Source organism: Ramlibacter ginsenosidimutans (genome assembly GCF_016654015.1).
Classification (GTDB): Bacteria; Pseudomonadota; Gammaproteobacteria; order Burkholderiales; family Burkholderiaceae_C; genus Ramlibacter; species Ramlibacter ginsenosidimutans.
Map to the genome: position 1 here is coordinate 56,658 of NZ_JAEPWM010000006.1, position 18,455 is coordinate 75,112.

Sequence of the window (18,455 nt, forward strand, 5' to 3'; positions counted from 1 at the left end):
CAAAGAAGATGGCAGCCAGCAACAGAACACGGAGAGACGGCCATGACCGCCATCGCAGGACAGGATTTCTGGCAGGAACAAGCGGATGACCCGCAAGTCCGCATCGACGGGCGCGTGCGCCCAGCCCAGGAGGACGCCTACTGGCAGGGTGCCTACTGGGCCCAGCCCTACCATCGCGCCGAGTACGGGTACGACGACTACGCTCCGGCCTACTGCGTCGGCTACATCGGCTACGCGCAGTACGGCGGTTGCTTCGAGGATGCCGAGAAGTCCCTGTGCGCGAACTGGGTTCGCATCAAGGGCGACTCGCGCCTGGAGATCGATGTCGCGATGCAGGCGATCCGTGCTGCCTGGGACCACGCCGCGCTCACCCCGGCGGAGCGCGCCGACGACGAATACGAGCAGGAGCTCAGCGACGCGCTCTTCGCAGCGGGCGCACGCCCCGAGCAGCAGCGCGCTTACGCGGTCGCCTGAGCGTCAGGCGCCGGCAGGGCGGCGGCCGCCGTCGGAAGCTGGCGGGCCGGCGCTCGGGGCAGCTTCGGCGCCCGCCGCTGTCACCTCGCCGCGAAGCCAGCGCTCCAGGGCATCGACGAAGGGCGCCTGGCCGGCGATCAGCTTGCGGCGCGCTTCCTCCGGGCCGAACCAGGCGACCCGGTCCACCTCCGGGAACGACTGCATGCGTCCCGAACGCGGGGGCCACTCCAGCTCGAACCGGTTGCTCACCAGCGCAGCGGGATCGGCATCGCCCTCGAACGCCCACGCGCTGATGCGCTTGCCGCTTTTCTGGCGCAACTCGCCCAGGGGGAAGAACGGGGGCGCGCTGGTGAAGCCCGTTTCTTCGCGGAATTCCCGGCAGGCAGCGGCAAGCGGATCCTCGCCGGGGTCGATCTCCCCCTTCGGCAGCGTCCACGCGGCATCGTCGCGGCGCGACCAGAACGGGCCACCGGGGTGCGCAAGGAGCACCTCCGCGCCAGCGCCCACGCGCCGGAACATCAGCAAGCCGGCGCTGCGGATGATGGTCACGCTGCCAGTGTAGGACGGCGCTCAGGCGCCGGCATTGCCGCTGCCGGGCGGTGTTTCGTCCGGTCCCTCGAGCTGCCTGCGCTTGCGGATGAGGGCGCGCATCGCGGTGTCGGCGCCTTCGCCGCTGCCCTGTTCGTTCGGTGGGGGTTCGTGCGGCGGGTTCGCAGGTGGCGGCCCGTTCTCGTCGTTCATCGCTCGGCTCCGTGCTGTCCGTCTTCGGTGTCGGGGGATTCCCGACGCTGCTGGCGCGCCTGCCGCTTCAGGTGGGCGAGGGCGCTCGCCGCTCCCTCTCCGGAGCGTCTCCCGTGCTCGGGCGCATCGCCGCGCGCACCCGCTGCGGGTGCGTCGTCGTCGGGGGACTCGGAGGGGGAACGGTTCATGGGCTTGCCTTGGGGGAAATTCTTGTTCGCGCAGGCAATCTCATCGGTCGGAGAGACGAGGCAAGGCACGTAGGAAATTTTCCAGACAGCGGGTCGCCGCAATGCATGCCGTCACGGAACGGCAGGCGCCGCCCGGCCGCACATCAGGCCGGGCGCGGATCAGCGGCCGGCGCGTGGCTGGAACCGGCTGGGCGCCTGGCCCATGGCCGCCTTGAACATCGCCGTGAATGCGCTCTCGCTCGCATAGCCGCAGGCGAATGCGACCTGCCCGACCGGCATGCCGCCGGCCAGCAAGGGCAGGGCATGCGCGAGCACGGCCTGCTGCCGCCAGGGCTGGTAGCTGGTACCCAGCTGCTCGCGGAACAGGCGCGCCATCGTGCGTTCGCTCGCGCCGACATCGGCCGCCCACTGGGCGAGCGTCGCGCGTTCGCCCGGCGAGCGCAGCACGGCTTCGCAGAGCGCCCGCAGGCGCTTGTCCCCGGTGTCCGCCGGCGGGAGCGGCACGCCCAGGGTTTGCGTGTCGGCGTGGTGCAGTTCGTCGAGCACCAGCGACGTGAGCAGGGCTTCGCGCTCGCGCGGCAGGCGCGGCTGGTCCAGCGCCGGGACCAGCTCGCGCAGCAGCGGCGACACGACCAGCACGCGGCAGCCGGTCCATTCGCGGGGGACCATCGCGGCGTCGATGTACAGCGTGCGGAAGTGCGCGGCCTGCAGCACGTGCACCGAGTGCAGCGCATCCGGTGCGATCCACACCGCGCGCGAGGGCGGCACGATGCAGGTCACCTCGCCGCTTGCGCTGCCCGGGTCGGCGGCACTCACCTGCAGGATGCCGGTGGCGCAGTACGCCACCTGCGCCCAGGGATGCCGGTGCGGTTCGAAGTGCGCATCGGCCGGCATGGTCCGCGAGCGCACCCTCACCGGGCGCGGCCGCGTCGGGCGGAACAGGTCGACGTCGGCATTCACGACGACGGAGCGGCGGGCGCGCGGCATTGGCGGAGTTTCGCCGATTTGTGGCGTTCCGTCGCATTCCGGAAAGCGGGCGCAGAACTTAGCATCGACGCATGTCGACCGCCACCGCCTCCGCCGCTTCCGCCGCCCCCGGCATCCCACTCAGGCAGGACGCGCACGTCATCGGCCTGGTGGGCCTCGCCCACATGGTGAGCCACTTCAGCCAGCTGATCCTGCCGCCCTTGTTCCCGTGGCTGAAAGACGCGCTCGGCGTGAGCTACACGCAGCTGGGCTTCCTCATGACGATCTTCTTCGTCGTGTCCTGCGGCGTGCAGACCACGTCGGGCTTCCTCGTGGATCGCTTCGGCCCGCGCCCCATCCTGTTCGGCGGGCTGTCGCTCGTGGCAGCGGCCGCGTTCGGCTTCGCGCTCGCACCCAACTACTGGACGATGGCGCTGGTTGCGGTCGTCGCGGGCACGGGCAACGGGGTCTTCCATCCGGCCGACTACACGCTGCTCAATCGCAAGGTGAGCCCCACGCGCCTCGGCCACGGCTACAGCGTGCACGGCATCACCGGCAGCCTGGGCTGGGCCCTGGGTCCCGTCGTGGTAGTGCCGCTCGCGCTCGCGTTCCACTGGCGCGCGGCGCTCGCCGCCGCGGGGTGCGTGGCGCTCGCGGTGCTGGTGGTGCTCTGGCTCAACCGCGCGACGCTGGCCCTGCCGGGCCTGCAGCGCAACCCGGCCCCGGGCAAGGGCCAGGCGGACGACAGCCTGGCCTTCCTGCGCATCCCGGCCGTCTGGATGTGCTTCGCCTTCTTCCTCGTGTACGCCGGCGTGCTCACCGGCGTGCAGACCTTTGCGCCGCTCGCGGCCATGAACCTGCTCGGCATGCCCAAGGCCCTCGTGGCCGTGTGCATCACGAGCTACATGGTCTGCGCCGCCGGCGGCACCTTGGTCGGAGGCTTCCTGGCGTCCGACCCGGCGCGCTGCGAGCGCGTTGTCGGCGCGGGCTTCGGGCTGGCGGCGCTGGTCGCGCTCAGCATCGCCTTCGCCTCCGTGCCGGCCGCGGCGGTGCCCGCGCTGTTCGGTGCGATGGGCTTCGTCAGCGGCACCGCCGGGCCGGCGCGCGACATGCTCGTCAAGCGCTCCTCGCCCGAGAACGCCACCGGACGCGTGTACGGCGTCGTGTATTCCGGCCTCGACGTCGGCCAGGCGATCGCGCCGCTGGTGTTCGGCGGGCTGATGGACCACGGCCAGTTCCGCGGCGTCTGGATGGTGTTGGTGGCGCTGCAGTTGCTGCTCATCGCCAGCGCGTTCAACGTCCGCCGGGTGCGCCGTACTGCCGCGCTAGCCCCCGCCTGAGGGCCGGCCCCGAGACCGCCGTTACATGCGCGCGCTATCCTTGCGCCATGTACGCCGAGTATTTCGGGCTGAAGCAGGAGCCGTTCTCCATCGCGCCGGACCCGCGCCTGCTGTTCATGAGCGAACAGCACCGCGAGGCTCTGGCGCACCTGCTGTACGGGGTGCAGGGCGGGGGTGGCTTCGTGCTGCTGACCGGCGAGATCGGCACGGGCAAGACGACGGTCTGCCGCTCGTTCCTGGAGCAGGTGCCCAAGCAGGTGCAGCTCGCCTACATCTTCAACCCCAAGCTGACGGTGCTCGAACTGCTCGAGACCGTGTGCCACGAGTTCGGGGTGCCCGTGAACCTGCCCACGCACCGCGCGGGGACGGTCAAGGACTACCTCGATCCGCTCAACGAGTTCCTGCTGCAGTCGCATGCGGCCGGCCGCAACAGCGTGCTCGTGATCGACGAGGCCCAGAACCTCGCGCCTGAAGTGCTGGAGCAGCTGCGCCTGCTCACGAACCTGGAGACCAGCGAGCGCAAGCTGCTGCAGATCATCCTGATCGGCCAGCCCGAGTTGCGCGACATGCTCGCGCGCCCCGAGCTGGAACAGCTCGCGCAGCGCGTGATCGCGCGCTACCACCTGCGGGCGATGGCGCCGCAGGAAAGCGAGCTGTATGTGCGGCACCGCCTGGAAGCGTGCGGACTGCAGCGGCCGCTGCCGTTCAACCGCGCGGCCCTGCGCAGCATCCACGCGGCCACCGGCGGGGTGCCGCGCCGGATCAACCTGCTGTGCGACCGCGCGCTGCTCGGCGCGTATGCGAACGGGCAGGGCGAAGTCACCCGCCGCGTCGTGCGGCAGGCCGCCGCCGAAGTGTTCCCGCGCGGCAGCCAGCCCCGGCCGGCGTGGAGCCGCACTGCGCTGACGGCGGCGGTGGCCCTCGTGGCCGGGGCAGGCTTGCTCGCTGCCGCCACGCGCGTGGTCGAACCGTTGCAGCCGGCGCGTGTCGCGCTGGGCGAGAAGAAGGCCGGGCCTGCGTCCGCGGCGGCTCCGCGGCCGGGGCCCCTGTCCGCGACGGTCGCCGTGCCTGCAACCGCATCCACGAGGACGGCGATGCCGCCGGCGGTGGCCGTGCCGGTGAAGGCCGCCGACGCACCGCGCCCGCCGGCGCTGCTCCGCGACGAGAACGCCGCCTGGCGCGAACTGGCCGCGCTCTGGAAACTGCCCTTGCCTCAAGGCCAGGGTGGCGCCTGTGCCGCGCTCGCGCGCGAGCAGGTGCACTGCTTCAGCAAGAACCTGAGCCTGCCCGTCATCCGGCAACTGGGGCGGCCCGGCATCGTCACGCTGGACAGCGCGACGGGCCAGCCGTCGTATGCGGTGCTCGTCGCGCTCACGGACCAGACCGCCACGCTGGCGGCCGCCGGCACCGAGCAGACGGTGACGCTCACCGCGCTCGCGCAGCGCTGGGCCGGCGACTTCGCCACGCTCTGGCGCGCCCCCGAAGGCTACCGCGGCGATCCGCGCGATGGCCAGGGCGGCCCGGCGGTGGACTGGGTCGCACTGCAGCTGGCGAGCGCAAGGGGCGAGGCAGCCCCGCAGCCCGCGAAGCTGGATCCGGCACTGCGCAACGAGGTCCGCGCGTTCCAGGTGGCGCAAGGCCTGCCGGCGGACGGACGCCCGGGCCCGCTGACCTACATGCAACTGAATCGTGCCGCCGGCGTGGACGAACCGCGCCTGCGCACCCAACCCTGAAGAACCAGCGCATGTCGTACATCCTCGATGCCTTGCGCCGCGCCGACGCGGAGCGCGAACGCGATCCCGCCCGCGGCATTCACGCGCAGCCCGGCGCGGGCGCGCCGGCGACTGCGCGGGCGCCCATCCCGGGCTGGGCCTGGCCCCTGGGAGCGCTGGCCGTGGTCGGCGCGGCCCTCGTGTTCGCGTGGCAGCGTCCGAATGCCGAGAGCGCGGCGCCGCAGGTCGCGGTCGCCGTGGTCCCGCCACAGCCAGCCGCACCCGCAGTGACCCCAGCCCCAGCCGCACCCACCGTGGTGGCAGTGGCGGACGTGGTGAGCCCGCCGGCGCCTCCGATGCCGTTGAAGCCGCCCGTGGAGCGCGCCAAGCCCACCGTCGTGGCGGCCGCGCGGCCGCATGCCGCTGCTGCGCCGGCGGCAGGCGCAAGCGCACCGCCTGCAACCGTGCCTGTGGCCTCGTCTGCAACCACGGCTGCGACCCCTGCGCCTGCCGCACCTGTCGCCGCTGCCGCGCCAGGGACTGCACACGCCGCTGGGGCGCCGGCGAGTGCCGGCAACGGATCCCGACCGGAAGCGCTCGCGACCGCCAAGCTCGCGCCTGCGAGCGCCGCGCCCGTCGCGACCGCGTCGGCCAATCGCGTCTTCAATCCCGCGGAACTGCCTGCCGACGTGCAAGGCGCACTGCCCAAGCTGGCGATCACCGGCGGCGTGTACTCGGAGAACGCCGCGCAGCGCATGCTGGTCGTGGGCGGCCAAGTGGTCAATGAAGGCGCGGAACTCGCACCGGGCGTGGTGCTGGACCAGATCCGCTCGCGCAGCGCGGTGCTGCGCTTCCGCGGCTACCGCTACGCCGTCAGCTACTGAGGCGCCCGCGCGGATTCATCCGCCTCGAGCTTCTGCGGCGCCTGGAACACGGACCAGTGTCCGTCGCGGAACAGGTAGAGGCCGGAGGAGATCCGCGTGGCCTCTCCACCTGCGTACAAGGCCGCCGCGCTGAATCGCAGCGTCGCGATCGCAGACTCGTCATCGGCGCGGGCGAACACCAGGCCGCCGCGCTCCGGCACGGCGACGACCAGCCCCGCCGGCGAGCGGCGCTGCTGCTCCAGCCAGAACGCGCGATCGAGGAAGTAGCTGCTGTCCAGCGCCGGCGCGTCGCCGTGCACCTGCATCAGCCCGCCGGTCCACGGCTCGGCCACCGGGGCACCATAGCGGTCGCGCAAGTTGGCCACGGCGCGCGCGAGCGCCTGCTCGGGGCTCAGGTGCAGCCGCTCCAGGTCCTCGGGCGTCGCGCTCTGCACCTGCCGGTCGCCGTCGAACACGAGCCGCAGGTGCATGTCGCCGAGGTACTGGAACCAGCTCGCCTCGAAGCTGAATTCGCGACCGTCCTCCCCGCGAGCGCTGATCGTGCCGAACGGCACCAGCGCCTCGTCCGTCTTGTTCGCTCCCGGCGTCTCGCGCAGGACGACGATGAGGTTGGCGGGGCCGGTAGCGATGCTCTCGTCCTCGCCGCGGTCCGCGGCCAGGCTCGATGCGGACGCAGTGCACAGCGCGGTGATCGCGGCGATGGCTCGCAGGGCTCGGTGCATGGCGTCCTCCTCGTGGCTCTGCTGTCATCGTGATGCGTGGCCGGCCCGTGCGCAACCCGTACAAAGGGCATTCGCGGCAGAACCTCGGGGCAGCGTCGGCGCGCAGCAACGCCATTCGTTACCGTTCTTGCGCCGAGCACTGAACATGTAAGAGCTGCGCTGCCTACGATCGCAGCTCTTCGTTGTCACTCAGAGGAAAACGCTTCATGGCACTGCAGTCCCCCTTCTTCAACAACACCAACAAGCGCGAGGACGGCTATCCGCGTCCCGGGTCGAACCCGAACGCCGCTGCCCTTTCCGGCCAGGCCGCTTCCGCCGCGACGCAGCAGGCTGCCGCTCCCGCCGCTGCGGTGAAGGAGGGCGAAAGCAAGCTCACCGTCGGACCGAACATCAAGCTCAAGGGCGTCGAGATCACGGACTGCGACACGCTGGTGGTCGAGGGCTCCGTCGAGGCCACGATGGACTCGCGCGTGATCCAGATCTCCGAGCGCGGCGCCTTCAAGGGCTCCGCCGAGATCGACGTCGCCGAGATCCGCGGCGTGTTCGAGGGCAACCTCACCGTGCGCCAGAAGCTGGTGATCTATTCCACGGGCAAGGTCACGGGCAAGGTGCGCTACGGCAAGGTCGTGATCGAGGAGGGCGGGCAGCTCTCCGGCGAGATCGAGTCCGGCACCGGCCCGAAGACGCCGGCCGCACCGCGCACCGGCCTGCAGCCGGTGCAGTAAGCGCGTCGACGTGGCCGCACCGGCTGCGGCCGTGCGGCCTCTCGTGCCTCAGACGACGGACTGGTGGCGCGCAATGCAGGTGTCCAGCGTCTCCTCGTGCGGGCGCTGCCACCAGTTGCCCGTCGAGAAGATTTCCACCTCGCTGTAGCCGGCGAAGCCCTGCGCCTCGACCCAGCCGCGGATGCGCGGAATGTCGATCACGCCGTCCCCCATCATCCCGCGGTCGTTCAGCAGGTCGGTGGTGGGCGTGAGCCAGTCGCAGACGTGGAAGGCGAGGAGGCGCTCGCGGCCGGCGCGGGCGATCTGCGCTTCGAGCTTGGGGTCCCACCACGTGTGGTAGACATCGACGGCGACGCCGAGAGCACCCGTACGCCCCGGATCCAGCGCGTCGCACAGGTCCAGCGCCTGCTCCAGCGTGTTCACGCAGGCCCGGTCGGCTGCATACATCGGATGCAGCGGCTCGATCGCGAGCGGCATCTTCGCCTGCTTCGCATACTCCAGCATCTCCGCGATGCCGTCGCGCACCTGCGAGCGCGCCAGGGCGATGTCCTTGTGCGCCGCCCGGCCTTGCAGCGCGCCGGGCAGGCCGCCCACCACGAGCACGACGCAGGGGGCGCGCAGTTCCGCGGCCTCGTCGATCGCGCGGCGGTTGTCGTCGCGTGCGGCCTTCAGGCCGGCGGCGTCCGTGGCCGGGAACATGCCGCCGCGGCAATAGCCGGAGAGCTCCATGCCATGCGTGCGCACCAATTGCGAAATCGTGGCGAGGCCCGCGGCATGGACCTGGTCGCGCCAGGGCGAGATCGCTCGGATGCCGCGGCGCACGCAGGCTTCGATGATGTCGGGCAGCGGCAGGTCGACGCCGCGGCTCTTGCGGATCGTGGCGGTGTTGATCGACAGCCAGCGGGTGTCTCGTGAAAAGTCGCGCATGGATTCAGGAAGGTGGTGTGCGTTCGCGCCGCCACTGCAGCAGCAGGGCCGCGTTGTCCAGGTCGCCATCGCCCGCGGCGATGGCATCGCGCATCAGGCGTGCATGCGTTTGCGAGAGCGGCAGTGGCTGGCCGGCGGCCTGCGCCGCCTCGAGCATCAGACCCACGTCCTTGAGGTGCTGGCGGATGCGGGATTGCGGCTCGAAGCGTTCGCTGACCATCAGCGGCCCTTTCACTTCCGCGGCGACGGAGCGTGCCGGCGTCGCCAGCACGAGGGCAAGGAAGGTCTCGGGTGGGATGCCCAGGCTCTCCGCAAAGGCCATGCCTTCGGCCAGCACCGCGCGGTTCAATCCGAGCACGAGGTTGGTCGCGAGCTTCGCCTTCGCCGCCATGCCTGCGGGGCCCACGTGCAGGCGGCGAAGCGCTATCGCCTCGAGCACATCCGCGCAGCGGGCAATGTCCTCGGCCTCGCCACCCAGCAACTGCGTTGCCTCGCCGGCGGCGATCTGCTGGCTCGATCCGGACAGCGGCGCTTCGATGAGAGCGATGCCGCGCGCGCGCAGCCGGGCCGCCAGCGCCTGCAGCTCCTCGGGCGTGCCGGTGGAGCAATCGACGACGCTGCGCACCCGATGGCCTGCGGACAGCAGCCCGCCTTCGCCTTCCAGCACGGCCAGCACGTCCTTCGTGTCGAACACGGCGAGCAGCACGCAGTCGCACTGCGCGCCGACGGCGGCGGCCGAAGTGTGCGCCGTGCCGCGCAGCGCCGTCAGGCGCTCACGCGCTTCCTGGCGCAGGTCGAAGCCATGCACGGGGAAGCCAGCCGCGAGCAGGCGCTGCGCCAGCGCATGGCCCACGAGGCCGAGGCCGACCAGTCCGACGGGGCGATGCTGCGTGTCCATGTTCAGGGGACCAGCGAGGTCCCGCCGCAGATCTGGATCTCCTGCCCCGTGATGGCCGCGGCGGCAGGCGAGAGCAGGTAGGCGACCAGCGACGCGACTTCGTCGGGCTGGATCAGCCGGCCGATCGGAGGCAGGCGCGAGGGCGTGCCCTGGCGGGCGGGATCGGTGAGCATGCCGGTCTGCGTCGCCGCGGGCGCGACCACGTTCACGGTCACGCCCTGCGTGACGACTTCCGCGGCCCAGCTGCGTGCGAGCGAGGCGATCGCGGCCTTGGTGGCAGCGTACTGGCTGCGCCCGGCGATGCCGCGCGCGACCCGGCTGCCGATCAGCACCATGCGGCCCTGGCCGGCGCGCGCCATGCGTGGCAGCAGCACGTTGGCCACCTGCGTGGCCGCCTGCACATGCAGCCGCCACATGGCCGCGCCGTCGGCGGGAGCTAGCTGGCCCAGCGAGCCAGGGCGCAGGATCCCGGCCGCCTGCACGACCGCTTGCAGCGGCCCGGTGCGGGCAAGCGCCGCGCCCAGTGCGCCTGCGTCGCCGAGGTCCACCGCCACCGACTGGAAGTGGGGGTGCTCGATCGCGGGCCGCGCGATGTCCAGGCCCAGCACCTGCCAGCCTTCGTCCAGCAGGCGGCGCGCGACGGCCTGCCCGATGCCGGAACTGCTGCCGGTCACCAGGGCGCGGCGGTCCTCATTCGACACGGATGTGGCCCTCGGTGATGATCTTCTGCGCCCGCGCCATGTCGGCGGCCTGGAACTTCACGAAGTCGTCGACCGAGCCGGGCGTGAGCAGCAGGCCTTGCTGCACCAGCTTCTCCTTCATGTCCCCGGCGAGCGCCTTGTTCACTTCGGCATTGAGCTTGGTCGTGATGTCGGCGGGCAGCTTCGCCGGCCCCCACAGGCCGTACCAGCTGTAGAACTCGAAGCCGGGAAGGGTCTCGGCCACGGTCGGCACGTCGGGAAGGCTGGGCGAGCGCGTGCTGGAGGTGACCGCGACCACGCGCACCATGCCGCTCTTGTGGTACTGGACCGAACCGAGGATGGGGTCGATGAAGCCGTCGATCTGGCCGCCGATCAGGTCCTGGAAGGCCGGCGCCGTGCCCTTGTACGGCACCACCGTGTACTCGATGTTCCCGGCGCGCTTGAGCAGTTCGGTGGACAGGTGGCCCGCCGAGCCGATCGAGCCGACGGCGAAGGTCATGGTGCCGGGATGCGCCTTGGCGTAGGCGAGCAGCGACTTGATGTCGGTGATGGGCAGGCGCTTGTTGATCGCGACCGACAGCGGCGCCTTGGCGACGAGGGCGATCGGCTGGAAGTCCCTGGTCACGGAATAGGCGACCGACTTCATCGTCATGGGCGCGCTCACGAACGTGGAGGCGTTGAACAGCAGGGTGTAGCCATCGGGCTGGGAACGCGCGACGACATCGGCTCCGATGGTGCCGTTGCCGCCGGCCCGGTTCTCCACCACGAACGCCTGCCCGAGCTGCTCGCTGAGCTTCTGCGCCAGCTGGCGGCCGACCGCGTCGAGCGTGCCGCCCGGCGGGAAGGGGATGATCACCTTGACCGGCCGCGTGGGCCACGCATCGGCGAGGGCGGCGATGCTGGCGGCGGCGAGGCACGCGGCCAGCGCGAACTTCATCATGGACTTGAGCATCTGCGGTTCTCCTCGGTGCGGGATCAGGCGATGCCGTGCACGGCCGCGAGGGTCTTCATGCGCTGCACGGCGAGCTCGGGCTGTTCCAGCAGGTTGGCCGCGTCGGCCAGGCGGAACAGCTCCGCCAGGTGCGGGAAGCTGCGCGTGCTCTGCTGGCCGCCGACCATGGTGAAGTGCTTCTGGTGGCCATTGAGCCAGGCCATGAACACCACGCCGGTCTTGTAGAAGCGCGTGGGCGCCGCGAAGATGTGGCGCGACAGCGGCACGGTGGGACCGAGGATCGCGTGGAAGCGCTCGAGGTTCCCTTGCGCCAGTTCGCCGAGAGCGGCGCTCGCGGCCGGTGCGATGGCGTCGAAGATGCCCAGCAGCGCATCGCTGCGACCCTGGTTGGGGGACGTGCCGTAACCGTCGCCCGCGATCAGTTCCGCGTAGTTGAAGTCGTCGCCCGTGTACATGCGCACGCCCGCGGGCAGGCGGCGGCGCATCGCGATCTCCTTGTCCTTGTCCAGCAGCGAGATCTTGATGCCGTCGACCTTGGAGGCATGCGCGCCGATGATGCCCAGCGCCGTGTCCATCGCGGCGTCGACGTCCGGGGTGCCCCAGTAGCCCGCCAGCGCCGGGTCGAACATGTCGCCCAGCCAGTGCAGGATCACGGGCTGCTTCGCCTGCGAGAGGATGCGGCCGTACACCTTCTCGTAATCGGCGGGCGACTTCGCCACGCGCGCCAGGGCCCGCGACGCCATCACGATCAGGCGGCCACCGAGCTTCTCGATCGCGGCCATCTGCTCCTCGTAGGCGCGGATCACGTCGGCTGTGCTTTTCGCGTCTTCGACCGCGAGCTGGTCGGTGCCGCAGCCGGAGGCGACCAGCGCACCCGGCACGTCGCGTGCCGCGTCGACCGAGCGGCGAATGAGTTCCAGCGAGGTGGGCCAGTCCATGCCCATGCCGCGCTGCGCGGTGTCCATGGCTTCCGCGACGCCGAGGCCCAGCGACCACAGGTGCTGGCGATAGCCGATGGTGGCGTCCCAGTCGACCGCGCTTTGCAGCCAGGGATCGATGGCGGCCAGGGGATCCGCCACCACGTGCGCGGCGGAATAGGCGATGCGGTTGAACTTCACGCCCTTCGCGGGCTTCACGGGCGCGGTGCCGCGCAGCGTGTAGCTCTCGATCTTGCCGGCGGACGTGGGCAGCTTCAGGGTCAGGGCCATGGCGTGCCTCCTCAGAATTGCAGCGCGGGCACGTCGACGAAGCGGCGTTCCTTCCAGCTTTGCAGCGCGGCTTCGACCAGCTGCACGCCCTTCGCGCCCTCGGGCAGCGTCCACTTGTAGGGCGCGTCCTCGACCACGTGGCGGATGAAGTGCTCCCACTGGATCTTGAAGCCGTTGTCGTAGAACTCCGTGTCCGGCACCTCCTGCCACTGGTCGAAGAAGTTCATGCTCTGCTTCACGTCCGGGTTCCACACCGGCCGCGGCGTGGTGACGCGGCTTTGCGCACGGCACTCCTGCAGGCCGGCGACGGCGGAGCCGTGCGTGCCGTCCACGTGGAAGGTCACCAGGTCGTCGCGCCGCACGCGCGTCGCCCACGACATGTTCAGCTGCGCCACGACCGGCTCGCCGTTGTGGCCGACCAGTTCGGCGATCGCGTACGCCGCATCGTCGGCGGTGGCCGCGTAGGGCTTGCCGTTCTCGTCCCAGCGCTGCGGGATGTGCGTGGCGCCCAGGCAGGAGATGGACTTCACCTGGCCGAACAGGTTGTCCAGCACGTAGCGCCAGTGGCACATCATGTCCAGGATCATTCCGCCGCCTTCCTCGGCGCGGTAGTTCCAGGACGGGCGCTGGATCGGCTGCAGGTCGCCCTCGAACACCCAGTAGCCGAACTCCAGGCGCAGAGACAGCATGCGGCCGAAGAAGCCGGAGCGGCGCAGCATGTCCAGCTTGCGCAGCCCGGGCAGGAACAGCTTGTCCTGCACGGCGCCGTGCTTGAGGCCAGACTTCTGCGCGGTCTCGGCGATCTGCATGGCCTCGGCCAGCGTCGTGGCGATCGGCTTCTCGCAGTACACGTGCTTGCCTGCGCGCAGCGCCTTGGCCAGCAGGGTGGGGCGCATCTGCGTGGTGCCGGCGTCGAAGAAGACCGTGTCGTCCTTGTTCGCGAGGGCCTTGTCCAGGTCCGTGCCCCAGCGCTCGATCTTCTGCGAGCGGGCGAGCGCCTCGATCTTCTCCGCGTTGCGCCCGATCAGGATCGGGTCGGGCATCACCTTGTCGCCGTTCGCGAGCGTCACGCCGCCCTGGTTGCGGATCGCCACGATGGAGCGGATGAGGTGCTGGTTCATGCCCATGCGCCCGGTGACGCCGTGCATGATGATTCCGAGACGCTGGATGGCCATGGGTCTGCCTCTGTGTGTGGGGGTTTAATTAACTGGTTGGTGAATTATGGGCGAGGAACTCGCGCTGCGCAAGCCTGCGCGGACTAGCGGATTGGCCGCTCAGCTGGCGGCGAGATAGCCGAGGACGAGGTCCGCCATGTGCGACAGCCGCTCGGTGCGCGCCTTGGGCGAGAGCAGGTCGCGGCCGAAGATCGCCGACAGCGTGTGGCTGTTGGACAGGTAGAAGTACGACAGCCCGGCGATCGACACGTACAGCTGCACGGGATCGACACCGCCGCGGAACTGGCCTTCCTTGCGCCCGCGTTCGAGCACGGCGCCGAGCGTCTCGATCACCGGCGAGTTCAGCTCGCGCGCGCGCTTCGACTCCGCGAGGTGGCGGGCGCGGTGCAGGTTGGCGCTGTTCAGCAGTGTGAGGAACTCGGGGTGGTCCAGGTAGTACTGCCAGGTGAACTCGATCAGCCGCCGCACGGCGATCGGCGGGTCGAGCTCCAGCAGCCGCAGCTTCATCTCCTCGGTGCGGATGTCGCGGTAAGCCAGTTCCAGCACGGCCTGGAACAGCTTTTCCTTGTCCTCGAAGTAGTAGTAGATCAGGCGCTTGTTCAGCCCCGCGCGTTCGGCGATGCGATCGACGCGGGCGCCGCCGAGGCCGTGCTCGGCGAATTCGTCGCGTGCCGCTGCTAGGATGGTGCTCTGCGAGCGGTCGGCATCGCGCAAGCGTTCCTCGCCGGGAGGGCTGGTGTCTCGGGCCATCGTTCGATAATTCACCAAACAGTTAATCCAGTCAAGCACATGTCGCAAGAGAAGCAGCTCGCCGGCCACCTCATCGTCGAATGCCTGGTGGCCCAGGGCGTGTCCCACGTCTTCGGGGTTCCCGGCGAAAGCTACCTCGCGGTACTCGATGGTTTCCACGCGTATCGCGATCGCATCCGCTTCGTGACCAACCGGCAGGAGGGCGGCGCCGCCTTCATGGCCGAGGCCGCAGGCAAGATCACGGGCCGGCCGGGCGTCTGCTTCGTCACGCGCGGCCCCGGTGCGACCAACGCGTCCATCGGCGTGCACACGGCGTTCCAGGACTCCACGCCCATGGTGCTGTTCGTGGGCGACGTCGCCAGCGACCAGCGCGACCGCGAGGCCTTCCAGGAGGTGGATTACGGGAGCTTCTTCGGCCCCAGCACCAAGGGCATGGCCAAGCGCGTGGAGCGCATCGACGACGCCGACCGCATCCCCGAGTACATCGCGCGCGCCTTCGCCACGGCCATGAACGGCCGGCCCGGCCCCGTGGTGCTGGTCCTGCCCGAGGACATGCTGACGCAGTTCACCGCCGCGCGCCCGACGGCGCGCGTGGAAGCGGTGGAGGCCTGGAGCGACCCCGGCGCGCTGCGCACGCTGCGCGAGATGCTGCTCGCCGCGCGCAAGCCCTTCGTCATCGCGGGCGGCGGCGGCTGGACCGTGCAGTCCGCGCAGGCGCTGCAGCGCTTCGCGGAGAACTGGAAGCTGCCGGTGGGCAACGCCTTCCGCTTCCAGGACACCTTCGACAACCACCACCCGCAGTACGCGGGCGACGTCGGCATCGGCATCAATCCGAAGCTGGCCGCGCGCGTCCGCGAGAGCGACCTGATCCTGGCGATCGGCCCGCGCCTGGGCGAGATGACCACGGGCGGCTACACCCTGCTCACGCCGCCGAAGCCGGCGCAGAAGCTGGTGCACATCCATGGCAGTGCCGAGGAACTGAACCGCGTCTACCAGGCGGACCTGGCGATCAATGCCACGATGAATGCCGCCGCGCGTTCCCTGGAGGTGCTCGCCGCGCCGACCGAGCTGCCCTGGGCTGCCTGGACCGAGGCCGCGCACGCGGATTACGAGGGCAACCTGCAGCCGCAGAAGCTGCCCGGCTCCATCGACATGCCGGCCATCGTTGCCAGCCTGCAGAAGCACCTGCCGCCGGACGCACTGATCACCAACGGCGCGGGCAACTTCGCTTCCTGGACGCATCGCTTCTTCCGGCACCACGGGCTGGCGAAGGGCAGCAGGACGCAGCTCGCGCCGACCTCCGGCGCCATGGGCTACGGCGTGCCCGCGGGGATCGCGGCGAGCATCGTCACGGGCCGCGTCGCGCTCACGATGGCCGGCGACGGCGACTTCCTCATGACGGGCCAGGAACTGGCGACGGCCAGCCAGTTCGGCGCGAAGTCCATCGTCGTGCTGCTGAACAACGGCATGTACGGGACGATCCGCATGCACCAGGAGCGCGAGTACCCGACGCACGTCGAGGCCGCAGGGACCGCGCTGGCCAACCCGGATTTCGTGGCGCTCGCCCGGGCGTACGGCTACGAGGGGACCCGCATCACGCGCACCGAGGAGTTCGAGCCGGCGCTGCTGGCGGCGCTGGAGCGCCCGCAGGGCACGGTGATCGAGGTCATGCTGGATCCGGAAGTGATCACGACGCGGGGCACGCTGAGCGCGATCCGCGACGCCGCGCTCAAGAAGGGCGGCTGAGTTCGGGGCTGGCCGCGCGGGCCGGCCGGCAAGGCATCCAGGGGCGCCGTGGCGCCCTTTTTTCATGACGCCGGCCCCTGGGGTTGCCCGCCAAAGAAAAACGCCGGCATGGGCCGGCGTTTTCAGCGATCGCGAAGATCGATTACTTCACGTGCTTGCCGATCAGGCCGGCCATTTCGAACATGGACACCTGGCCCTTGCCGAACAGCGTGCGCAGCTTGTCGTCCGCATTGACCATGCGCTTGTTCGCCTGGTCCTGCAGCTTGTTCTTCTTGATGTAGGCCCACAGCTTGCTGACGATCTCGGTGCGGGGCAGCGGGGCGTTGCCCACCACCGCGGCCAGGGACGCGTCGGGCGTCAGGGGCTTCATGAACGCCGCGTTCGGGGTGCGCTTCTTCGCCGGCGCCTTCGCGGCCTTCTTGGCCGGAGCGGCCTTCTTCGCAGTTGCCTTCTTGGCCGGAGCGGCCTTCTTCGCCGCGGCCTTCTTGGCCGGAGCGGCCTTCTTCGCTACGGCCTTCTTGGCCGGAGCCTTCTTCGCTGCTGCCTTCTTGGCCGGCGCCTTCTTCGCCGGGGCCTTCTTCGCCGCTTTCTTCGCAGTTGCCATGGTCTGATTTCCTTGTAGAAGTTTGGTTGGAACCTACCAGCGGAAAACAGCACTCTCGCTGGCACTGCGGATGCTAAGGGAGAAATGAGGCGCGTCAAAGGGAAAGCGACGCTTTTTCATTGGGAAATGTTGCTTTTTCTCCCCGAGAGCGAGCCTGTTTTCCCTCTGAAGATCAGCAGCGCGCCCTCTGGAGAGCGCCCCCGCGCGTGCCGCGCGACATGCGCGCAGCGGTTTTCCAGAGGGAAAACGCAGTGCGCGCGCTGCTCACGCAGTGCGGCAGGAAGCGTCATCAACATCGCGTCGCCACTCGGAATTTCGCTCTCGCGAGTGGAGCGAACGCGTGCGCTTCAGCCCCTGCGCGGCAGCGTGGCGAGCAGCACGCCGGCGAGCGACGAGGCGAACGCGAGCACCTGCACGAGGCCCAGCGGCTCGCCGAGCACCAGCACGCCGACGGCTGCGGCGGACACGGGCAGCATCGCGGTGAACACGCCGGCCTGTGCCGCCGGGACGACCTTCAGCCCCGTCATCCACAGCCACACCGTCCACACGCTGGCCGCGAGCGCGTAGAACACCAGCAACATCCAGGCGCCCGCGCCGACGCTGCCGAAGTCGAAGCGCAAGGCGGTGTAGATGCCGAACGGCGTCACGAGCGCGAAACCCCAGAGGTTGATGAGCGCGGTGATCCGCTTCGGACCGAGCGTGCCGGTGAGCGCCTTGCCGATCACCGCGTACGAGGCTTCGCAGAGCACGGCGCCGAGCACCAGCAGGTTGCCGAGCCACGCATTCGCATGGACCGCGGCAGCCCCGTTTGCGGGCGCCTTGGCCAGCGCCAGCAACCCGATGCCGAGCGCGGCGCACCCGATCGCCGTCCACGTGCGGCCCGTGATGCGTTCGCGCAGGAAGGCCCAGCTCAGGAGCGCCACCGTCGCGGGGATGGCCGCCATGATCACGCCGGCCGAGACGGCGCTCGTGAGGCTCACGCCGAACAGCATGCAGAGCGAGAACAGGAAGTTGCCAAGGAAGGATTCGAGGAACAGCAGCCCCTGCGTGCGGCGCGCGAGGGGCGGCTCGCTGGCCGGCTTGCGCAGCCAGTGCAGCATCGCCAGGCCGCCGATGCCGAAGCGCAGCCAGGCGAGAAGGAAGACGGGGATCGCTGCCACCAGCGGCTTGGATAGCGCGACGTAGCTGCCCACCAGCGACATGCTGAGCGCGAGGCAGGCGTAGGCGAGCGGCCGGCTGGGAACGAAGCTCATCGACAATGGCGAAAACCGCCGCATCATGCCTGAAGCTTTCTCGCGCCACGTCTTCGTCTACGGCACGCTGCGCCGCGGCGGCCGCAACGACATCAACCGCCTGCGGCCCGCGCCGGAGTACGTGGGCATGGGGGAAGTGCAGGGCGTGCTGTACCACTTCGACTGGTATCCGGGCCTCACCCTCGGAGGCGAGGAGGCGGTCACCGTCGTCGGCGAGGTCTACCGCATCACGCCGGAACTCGAGGCAGTGCTCGATCGCATCGAACAGATCGTGCCCGGTGCCGACAGCGAGTACTTCAAGCGCGAGGTCGACGTGAACGTGGAGGCGCGCGTCATTTCGTGCCTGCTGTACGAGATCAACGCCGCCCGCATCCGCGGCCGCCAGGCGATGGGGCACGGCGACTGGATCCTGTTTCACACATCGTGAAAGGCGTTCCGCATCCTGAAAAATGGAGATTGTGCGTCGCCGCAAAATTTCTCAATACAAGA

The 18,455-nt window shown here is 70.1% G+C and carries 20 protein-coding genes; 7 read left to right on the forward strand and 13 right to left on the reverse strand.

From position 1 onward, the window contains the following. Positions 1-42: 42 nt before the first annotated feature. Positions 43-474 (forward strand): hypothetical protein, encoded by a 432-nt coding sequence (locus tag JJB11_RS15235; protein ID WP_201172934.1) that lies wholly within the window; start codon positions 43-45, stop codon positions 472-474. Positions 475-477: 3 nt separating this feature from the next. Here JJB11_RS15235 and JJB11_RS15240 read toward each other — a convergent pair whose 3' ends face one another. The 3 genes from JJB11_RS15240 to JJB11_RS15255 all read right to left on the reverse strand — a co-directional run bounded on the left by JJB11_RS15240 (position 478) and on the right by JJB11_RS15255 (position 2,390). After that, positions 478-1,023 (reverse strand): NUDIX hydrolase, encoded by a 546-nt coding sequence (locus tag JJB11_RS15240; protein ID WP_340643156.1) that lies wholly within the window; start codon positions 1,021-1,023, stop codon positions 478-480. 21 nt (positions 1,024-1,044) lie between these two features. Further along, complete coding sequence (locus JJB11_RS15245; RefSeq protein WP_201172937.1) at positions 1,045-1,215, reverse strand: hypothetical protein; 171 nt, start codon at positions 1,213-1,215, stop codon at positions 1,045-1,047. Positions 1,216-1,562: 347 nt separating this feature from the next. Further along, the gene (locus JJB11_RS15255) at positions 1,563-2,390 is read right to left on the reverse strand and encodes an AraC family transcriptional regulator (RefSeq protein WP_201172942.1); all 828 of its coding nucleotides are present in this window, start codon (positions 2,388-2,390) and stop codon (positions 1,563-1,565) included. A gap of 71 nt (positions 2,391-2,461) precedes the next feature. On the opposite strand from JJB11_RS15255, the gene JJB11_RS15260 reads away from it, so the two are divergent. The 3 genes from JJB11_RS15260 to JJB11_RS15270 are packed head-to-tail and all read left to right on the forward strand — an operon-like array spanning position 2,462 to position 6,305. Then, positions 2,462-3,709: an MFS transporter gene (locus JJB11_RS15260; protein ID WP_201172944.1), complete on the forward strand. Its 1,248-nt coding sequence runs from the start codon at positions 2,462-2,464 to the stop codon at positions 3,707-3,709. 47 nt (positions 3,710-3,756) lie between these two features. Beyond that, a complete protein-coding gene (locus JJB11_RS15265) occupies positions 3,757-5,442 on the forward strand; it encodes an ExeA family protein (protein WP_201172954.1) in 1,686 nt (561 codons plus the stop codon). Positions 5,443-5,453: 11 nt separating this feature from the next. Next, positions 5,454-6,305 carry a general secretion pathway protein GspB gene (locus JJB11_RS15270; protein WP_201172956.1) on the forward strand — a complete coding sequence of 284 codons (852 nt, stop codon included), beginning with the start codon at positions 5,454-5,456 and terminating at the stop codon, positions 6,303-6,305. Here JJB11_RS15270 and JJB11_RS15275 read toward each other — a convergent pair. Next, positions 6,299-7,027 carry a DUF1444 domain-containing protein gene (locus JJB11_RS15275; RefSeq protein WP_201172958.1) on the reverse strand — a complete coding sequence of 243 codons (729 nt, stop codon included), beginning with the start codon at positions 7,025-7,027 and terminating at the stop codon, positions 6,299-6,301. The two genes, JJB11_RS15270 and JJB11_RS15275, sit on opposite strands and share 7 nt — an antisense overlap. Positions 7,028-7,233: 206 nt before the next feature. On the opposite strand from JJB11_RS15275, the gene JJB11_RS15280 reads away from it, so the two are divergent. Then, positions 7,234-7,752 (forward strand): bactofilin family protein, encoded by a 519-nt coding sequence (locus JJB11_RS15280; protein ID WP_201172960.1) that lies wholly within the window; start codon positions 7,234-7,236, stop codon positions 7,750-7,752. Between the two features lie 48 nt (positions 7,753-7,800). Here the strand turns inward: JJB11_RS15280 and JJB11_RS15285 are convergent, their stop codons facing one another. From JJB11_RS15285 to JJB11_RS15315, 7 genes are all read right to left on the reverse strand, one after another. Beyond that, the gene (locus tag JJB11_RS15285; RefSeq protein WP_201172962.1) at positions 7,801-8,679 is read right to left on the reverse strand and encodes a sugar phosphate isomerase/epimerase family protein; all 879 of its coding nucleotides are present in this window, start codon (positions 8,677-8,679) and stop codon (positions 7,801-7,803) included. Between the two features lie 4 nt (positions 8,680-8,683). Further along, positions 8,684-9,577, reverse strand: a complete 894-nt coding sequence (locus tag JJB11_RS15290) for an NAD(P)-dependent oxidoreductase (RefSeq protein WP_201172964.1) — start codon at positions 9,575-9,577, stop codon at positions 8,684-8,686. Positions 9,578-9,579: 2 nt separating this feature from the next. Next, complete coding sequence (locus JJB11_RS15295) at positions 9,580-10,278, reverse strand: SDR family oxidoreductase (protein ID WP_201172967.1); 699 nt, start codon at positions 10,276-10,278, stop codon at positions 9,580-9,582. Beyond that, on the reverse strand, positions 10,268-11,230 hold the full coding sequence (locus JJB11_RS15300) for a Bug family tripartite tricarboxylate transporter substrate binding protein (protein WP_201172970.1): 963 nt from the start codon (positions 11,228-11,230) through the stop codon (positions 10,268-10,270). The genes JJB11_RS15295 and JJB11_RS15300 overlap by 11 nt, the downstream gene beginning before the upstream one ends. Positions 11,231-11,253: 23 nt before the next feature. Then, a complete protein-coding gene (locus JJB11_RS15305; protein WP_201172972.1) occupies positions 11,254-12,438 on the reverse strand; it encodes a dihydrodipicolinate synthase family protein in 1,185 nt (394 codons plus the stop codon). 11 nt (positions 12,439-12,449) lie between these two features. Continuing rightward, the gene (locus tag JJB11_RS15310; protein WP_201172975.1) at positions 12,450-13,613 is read right to left on the reverse strand and encodes a Gfo/Idh/MocA family protein; all 1,164 of its coding nucleotides are present in this window, start codon (positions 13,611-13,613) and stop codon (positions 12,450-12,452) included. Between the two features lie 99 nt (positions 13,614-13,712). Beyond that, on the reverse strand, positions 13,713-14,363 hold the full coding sequence (locus tag JJB11_RS15315) for a TetR/AcrR family transcriptional regulator (RefSeq protein ID WP_201172978.1): 651 nt from the start codon (positions 14,361-14,363) through the stop codon (positions 13,713-13,715). A gap of 39 nt (positions 14,364-14,402) precedes the next feature. On the opposite strand from JJB11_RS15315, the gene JJB11_RS15320 reads away from it, so the two are divergent. After that, positions 14,403-16,109: a thiamine pyrophosphate-binding protein gene (locus JJB11_RS15320; RefSeq protein WP_201172981.1), complete on the forward strand. Its 1,707-nt coding sequence runs from the start codon at positions 14,403-14,405 to the stop codon at positions 16,107-16,109. A 142-nt stretch (positions 16,110-16,251) separates the two neighbouring features. On the opposite strand, the gene JJB11_RS15325 is transcribed toward JJB11_RS15320, so the two are convergent. Together JJB11_RS15325 and JJB11_RS15330 are read right to left on the reverse strand one after the other, a co-directional pair. Continuing rightward, complete coding sequence (locus JJB11_RS15325) at positions 16,252-16,713, reverse strand: SWIB/MDM2 domain-containing protein (protein ID WP_201172984.1); 462 nt, start codon at positions 16,711-16,713, stop codon at positions 16,252-16,254. A gap of 347 nt (positions 16,714-17,060) precedes the next feature. Further along, positions 17,061-17,966: a DMT family transporter gene (locus JJB11_RS15330; RefSeq protein ID WP_201172992.1), complete on the reverse strand. Its 906-nt coding sequence runs from the start codon at positions 17,964-17,966 to the stop codon at positions 17,061-17,063. A gap of 25 nt (positions 17,967-17,991) precedes the next feature. Here JJB11_RS15330 and JJB11_RS15335 point away from each other — a divergent pair, with 25 nt between their 5' ends. Next, positions 17,992-18,393: a gamma-glutamylcyclotransferase family protein gene (locus JJB11_RS15335; protein ID WP_201172995.1), complete on the forward strand. Its 402-nt coding sequence runs from the start codon at positions 17,992-17,994 to the stop codon at positions 18,391-18,393. Positions 18,394-18,455: the final 62 nt, after the last annotated feature.